The organism is Mesorhizobium sp. M2C.T.Ca.TU.002.02.1.1, assembly GCF_003997225.1.
Map to the genome: position 1 here is coordinate 1 of NZ_RZTO01000426.1, position 5,332 is coordinate 5,332.

The 5,332-nt window shown below is 60.9% G+C and carries 5 protein-coding genes; all 5 read right to left on the reverse strand.

What is annotated here, in order from left to right; all coding sequences use genetic code 11:
- Positions 1-41: 41 nt before the first annotated feature.
- A complete protein-coding gene (locus EOD07_RS21195) occupies positions 42-1,049 on the reverse strand; it encodes an ABC transporter permease (RefSeq protein WP_127236851.1) in 1,008 nt (335 codons plus the stop codon).
- A gap of 3 nt (positions 1,050-1,052) precedes the next feature.
- Positions 1,053-2,174, reverse strand: a complete 1,122-nt coding sequence (locus EOD07_RS21200) for an ABC transporter ATP-binding protein (protein WP_245470359.1) — start codon at positions 2,172-2,174, stop codon at positions 1,053-1,055.
- A gap of 25 nt (positions 2,175-2,199) precedes the next feature.
- Positions 2,200-3,177 (reverse strand): ABC transporter substrate-binding protein, encoded by a 978-nt coding sequence (locus tag EOD07_RS21205; protein WP_348627778.1) that lies wholly within the window; start codon positions 3,175-3,177, stop codon positions 2,200-2,202.
- A 766-nt stretch (positions 3,178-3,943) separates the two neighbouring features.
- The gene (locus tag EOD07_RS21210; RefSeq protein WP_127236853.1) at positions 3,944-4,930 is read right to left on the reverse strand and encodes a GlxA family transcriptional regulator; all 987 of its coding nucleotides are present in this window, start codon (positions 4,928-4,930) and stop codon (positions 3,944-3,946) included.
- A 114-nt stretch (positions 4,931-5,044) separates the two neighbouring features.
- Positions 5,045-5,332, reverse strand: a 288-nt coding sequence (locus tag EOD07_RS21215) for a TOBE domain-containing protein (RefSeq protein WP_127236854.1), incomplete at its 5' end; no start/stop codon positions are given.

The window sequence follows — 5,332 nt, forward strand, 5'->3', positions numbered from 1 at the left end:
TGAAGATTGGAGGCCGATGTGACGATGGCGAAGAAGCGCGACTACAGCCTTGTCGGCGAAAGCACGCGTCGGGCGATCGAGACCGGGCTCGCCTCGGCCGAGTGGTACCACACCGACGTGGCGCGCAGCTGCGTGGCGGGGATGGCACGCATGACGCTGTAGATCGGCAGGATGGTGAAGGGCAGCTGTATATGCGTCATCGCAGTGACTGTGCCGAACCGGGTGAAGATGAGCTGAAGCTTTTCGCCGGTCAGGTGCAGGCTGAGCAATATGTCGTTGATTATGCCGTCCGACTGCAGCAGCACCACCCATGCGGTGGTGCGAACCAGCAGCGATGTCCATAGCGGCAGGAGCACCATCAACATCATGATGCCGGCGATGCCCCGGGGCGCGATGGTCAGCACATAGGCGACGGGATAGCCCAGAAGCAGCGTGAACAGCGTCACCAGCCCCGCCACAAACAGCGTGCGCCCCAGCACGTCGAGGAAAATCGCCTGGTCGCCATGGACACGCGCGATGGAGCCGTCTGGGGCCTGCCTCAGATCGAGCGCGGTCAAGAGGTAGTATGGAGTAAAGGGAGCGCCGTCCCGTTTGATGACGGCCCATGTTTCCGGGGAGGCCCATTCCTGTCCAAGCTGGATGAACTTTTCCTTGTACGGTCCGCCGGCCGACTTCTCAACCATCCTGGCGGCCGCGAGGACGCGGCTTCGCATGCCGGAGATCTCGTAGTTCAGCCTCTTGCCGAGCAGGGCCGCGGTGCTGTTGTCCTTGGCGATCTTCAGATCCTCGGCCAGCGCGGCGTAGACGGGCTCGTCCGGCACGGATTTGCCGTCCCAGTACTGCAACGCCGCCAGCGTGCGCGGCAGCACGGAGCGCGTTTCCGGGTTCGCGACGGCCGTGACCAGCAGGTAGAGGATGGGGGTGACGAAGGCCACGGCAAGGAAGACGAGCAGCGGCAGCGCGAGCGAGAACGCCGATCGCCGCGCCGGCCTGGCCGCCCGGCGCACGGCCATGAAGACGTTGATGCGGTCGATGTCCACGGCGCTCATAGATCAGGCTCCCAGCAGGCGGCAATCCGAAACGCTGCATTCGAGAGTCACCGCGTCGCCAGGCGCGAACGGTCCGGCGCGGCGCGCCGGAATGCGCGCGGTGACGAGCTGCCCGCCGAACGCTTCCACCGAAAGGCGCATATGATCGCCAAGGAAGAACACGTCGCGGACCGTGCCCGTCATGCGATTGAGGCCGGCCTCGTCGCCCTTGCCGGCGAGGTTGATGTTTTCCGGCCGTACGGACAGGCTGAAGTCCGCGCCGGCTAAGGCTGCCGCGGAGCCGGCGGCCTTGAACGTCGAGCCGTCGGCCATGCGCACGACGCCAAGGTCCCCTTCACGCGCCAGCAGGGTGCAGGGCAAGGTGTTGTTCTCGCCGATGAAGGAGGCGACGAAACGGTTGGCCGGTTCGTCGTACAGCGTTTTTGGATCGGCCAGTTGCTGGATGCGCCCGTCGTGGAACACGGCGATGCGGTCCGACATCGTCAGCGCTTCGGATTGGTCGTGCGTGACATAGACCATGGTGATGCCGAGCGAGCTCTGCAACTGCTTGATCTCGATCTGCATGCGTTCGCGCAACTGCTTGTCGAGCGCGCCCAGCGGCTCGTCCATCAACACAAGCGAGGGCTCGAAAACCAGCGCCCTTGCCAACGCGACGCGCTGCTGTTGACCGCCGGAGAGTTGCGCCGGGCGACGGTCGCCCAGCGTCTCGAGGCTGACGCGGCCGAGCGCCTCGCGGACTTTAGTGACGGCTGCGGCTCCGGTGATGCCGCGGTAGCGCAACGGGAAGGCGACGTTCTCCGCCACGGTCATATGCGGGAACAGGGCGTAGTTCTGGAACACGAAGCCGATGTTGCGCTTCTCCGGCGGCAACCGCTCGACCGGTCTGCCGTCGAGCAGGATGCGGCCGAGCGTCGGCCGTTCGAAGCCGCCGAGCATCATCAGCGTTGTGGTTTTGCCGGAGCCGGAAGGCCCCAGCATGGTGAGGAACTCGCCGCGAGCGACGTTCAGGTTGAGGTCCTTCACGACGAAATTGATGCCGTCGTAGGATTTCTTCACCTCCTCGAACCGAACAAGGGCATCGACGGACCTGTCCGAGACCAAGGACATTGGTTGGGAAAAATTCATCGATGCTCTCCCGCTCATGTCCGAGTTACTGGGCAAGCCAAGTGGTGAACCGCTTTCGGATCTCGTCGCCGTTGTCAGCCCAGAAGGCATTGTCCAGCGTCAGCGACACCGTCAGGTTCTGCGGGCTGGTGGGCAGGTTCTTGGCATCCTCCGGAGCCACGAATTCGGCAGACGATTTTCGCACCGGACCATAGGGAATGTACTTGGTGATGCCGGCCAGCACCTTCGGCTCGACCGCATATTTGATGAAGGCGAGCGAACGGTCGGGGCTCTTGGCACCCTTCGGGATGACCCAGTAGTTGGAATCGAGGATCTGGTTGTCCCACACGAGACGGAAGTCCTTGCCTTCCTTGTTGGCGTTGTAGATGCGGCCGTTCCAGGCGGTGGTCATCACGACCTCGCCAGACGCAAGTAGCTGCGGCGCCTGCGCGCCGGCTTCCCACCAGACGATGCTGTCCTTGATCGTGTCGAGCTTGGCGAAAGCACGGTCCACACCCTCTGGCGTGGACAGTGTCTCATAGACCTTGTCGGCGGGCACGCTGTCGGCAAGGAGGGCGAACTCCAGGTTGGTTGCCGGATTCTTCCACAGGCCGCGCTTGCCAGGGAATTTCTTGGTATCGAACAAATCCTTGATCGTCGAGGGACCGTTCGGCAGCTTGGCGCCGTCATAGGCCAGCGTGGTCGCGTAGACGATGGTGCCCACGCCGCATTCCGATGTAGTGCCATCGATCCAATCGTCCTTCGGCCCGATGGCCGACCAGTCGATCTTTTCGAAGATGCCCTCGTCGCAGCCTTGGAGCAGCGTCGGCGCATCGACATCGACGACATCCACCGTGGTGTTGCCGGACTCGATCATCGCCTTGATCTTGGCGATCTCGCCGCCATACTCCTGCTCATCGATCTTGATTCCCGTGCTCGCCGCGTAGGTCTCAAAGACCGCCTTGCGTTGCGCCTCCTGATAGGCGCCGCCGAAACTCATCACGGAAAGCTTATCTTGCGCCATCGCTGACGTTGCGACGAACGGCACACTCGCCACCAAAGACAGAGCAAGCATGCGACCCGTAAAGCGATTTCCCATTTCCGCCACTCCCATTCTTGTTGGCAAAGGAGGCCTTGGCTTCGCTTTTCTTATGAACCTCGGCCGTTCCGGAACGGTAATTTGCGGTTGGGTTCGCAGCAAATAAGTACATCGCATGGCTTCATGAGGAACCGTTATCGGCCCTTCCGATGACCTCAGAGGCTACCGAAACGCGCAGCCGTAGCTTCGATGTACCCGATCGTAGCCCAAATGCCGCGCCACCTGCAGATATGCGATCGAGACGATCCAGGCGCGACGCTCCGCGCCATGGGACTTTGCAGCGCCGAGCAATCCCAGGCTAGCGCTGTATTAAATCATAATCTTCGGGCAGAGGCCCAAGCATCCTGCCAGAAGGAGCCCGGCAGACGAAATAGCTGCACTCCTTCCACGCGACACAAGCCCGACATAGAAGGACGAGGCGACGGATTAGGCAGGCGAAACGTCGACGGTTTTGTTCAGGAGCGAGTGGACATCTATCCCTTCGGGCCGCTGACGCATGCCTAATACAATTTTTTGCTCACACGGCATGTCGCGGTAGCGCGTGTTCCTCTCCACCGATGTCCGCGGGACGTTTTAGCCGTCCGCCTTTTTCGTACCTCGCCATCATCGTCCAGATAAAGGGGGCGGGGCGGCTCCATTGTTCGCCTCCAACGACTGCCGTGCAGGGTTGCTTTCCTGGCTATCTACGCCGTCAAGACGCGGCAGTTCCCATTGCGGTTCCCGGCGGTGTCCCGGCCTTTCGAAAATTCGACGGCGGAATTCCTACGTTCTGACGGTACACCCGGCTGAAGTGTCCTGCATTTTGAAAACCGCATCTATACGCGACTTCGCTTATCTGAAGGTCAGTGTTGGCTAAAAGGGTTCCAGCGTATCGCAATCGTAATGCGAGATACGCCGCGACAGGGCTTGTCTGTATCTCCTCGGAAAACAGCCTTTCCAATTGCCGCCTGGAAATACCGAGCTTCTTCGCTATGTCAGTCACCGACGTTTTTTCTTGAATGCTGCTTTCCATCATAAGCAGTGCGCGCCTGGTATGGCGACTTACAGCTGTCGGGAATAGCTCTCCGTTGGGCTGTACGTCGCGATCGGTGCGTATTCGGTCCAAGACTAGAATCCTTGCCGCCTTTTCGGCGGCCCTTTCATCTGCGAGCTTGGACACGAAGTGGCTGGCCAAATCCGCTGCGCCAGCCCCGCCTGCGCAGGTGGCCCGATCCCTGTCGACAAGGAAAAGCGTGTCGGCGTTTGCCCGAACGTGAGGATACTTTTCGCGAAACTCCTTGACGTGAAACCAGCTTACGCAAGCACGGTAATTGTCGAGCAGCCCATACTGAGCCAGGACGAAGCTCCCGGTGCAAAGTGCGGTTATTGGTACGCCGCGCCGCGCCGCGAGCCTCAGGAAGGCTTCCTTTTCTGTGCTAAGATGCTGGCCGCCACTAAGAAGGCCCCCGACCACAACGATGTTGTCGTAGTCCTCGGGGGCGGTAACCTGGCTGGTAGGCAACACCTCCACACCGGAGCTTGACCGGATAGGCAGGCCTTTTTCGCCGACGATCTGCCAGTCGAACCTCCCTCGCCTGCTTCGGTCGCCGTCATCGCCAGCCAGGCGAAGCGTATCGATAAACATCGACAGCGGAGAAAGCGTGAAGTTGCGGACAAGGATGAATCCAAATTTTTTCATTCTTGTGTCCCAGCCAATCTGGCTCCTGATAGGCCGTAATGAAGGCGGGGCCGCGAAAGGCCCCGGCAAGCTGCCCCTGCAACCCTTGGCCGATCATCGGCGATCGGGGTTTCCTTACTCACCGGGCAAGATATGGCTCGATCCAGCGCGCCATGACACCCAGACCCTTGCACCTGGCGTCAGGTTCAGGGATTCCAGCTCTTCGTGGCTTTTCTGCGCTTTAAGCTGCAGCCCGCCGATGCCCTCAAGATGCACCACCGCAGTCGCGCCGACGAATTCCTCTCCAATCACAGAAGCCTGCATTCCGTTGAATTCTCCGGAAGGTTTCCCGCTGGTCAGGTGAAAGCGGTCGTCGGAAACGACGAACATCGCCTTGTCTCCTTTACGCAGAGCTTTTGCGGG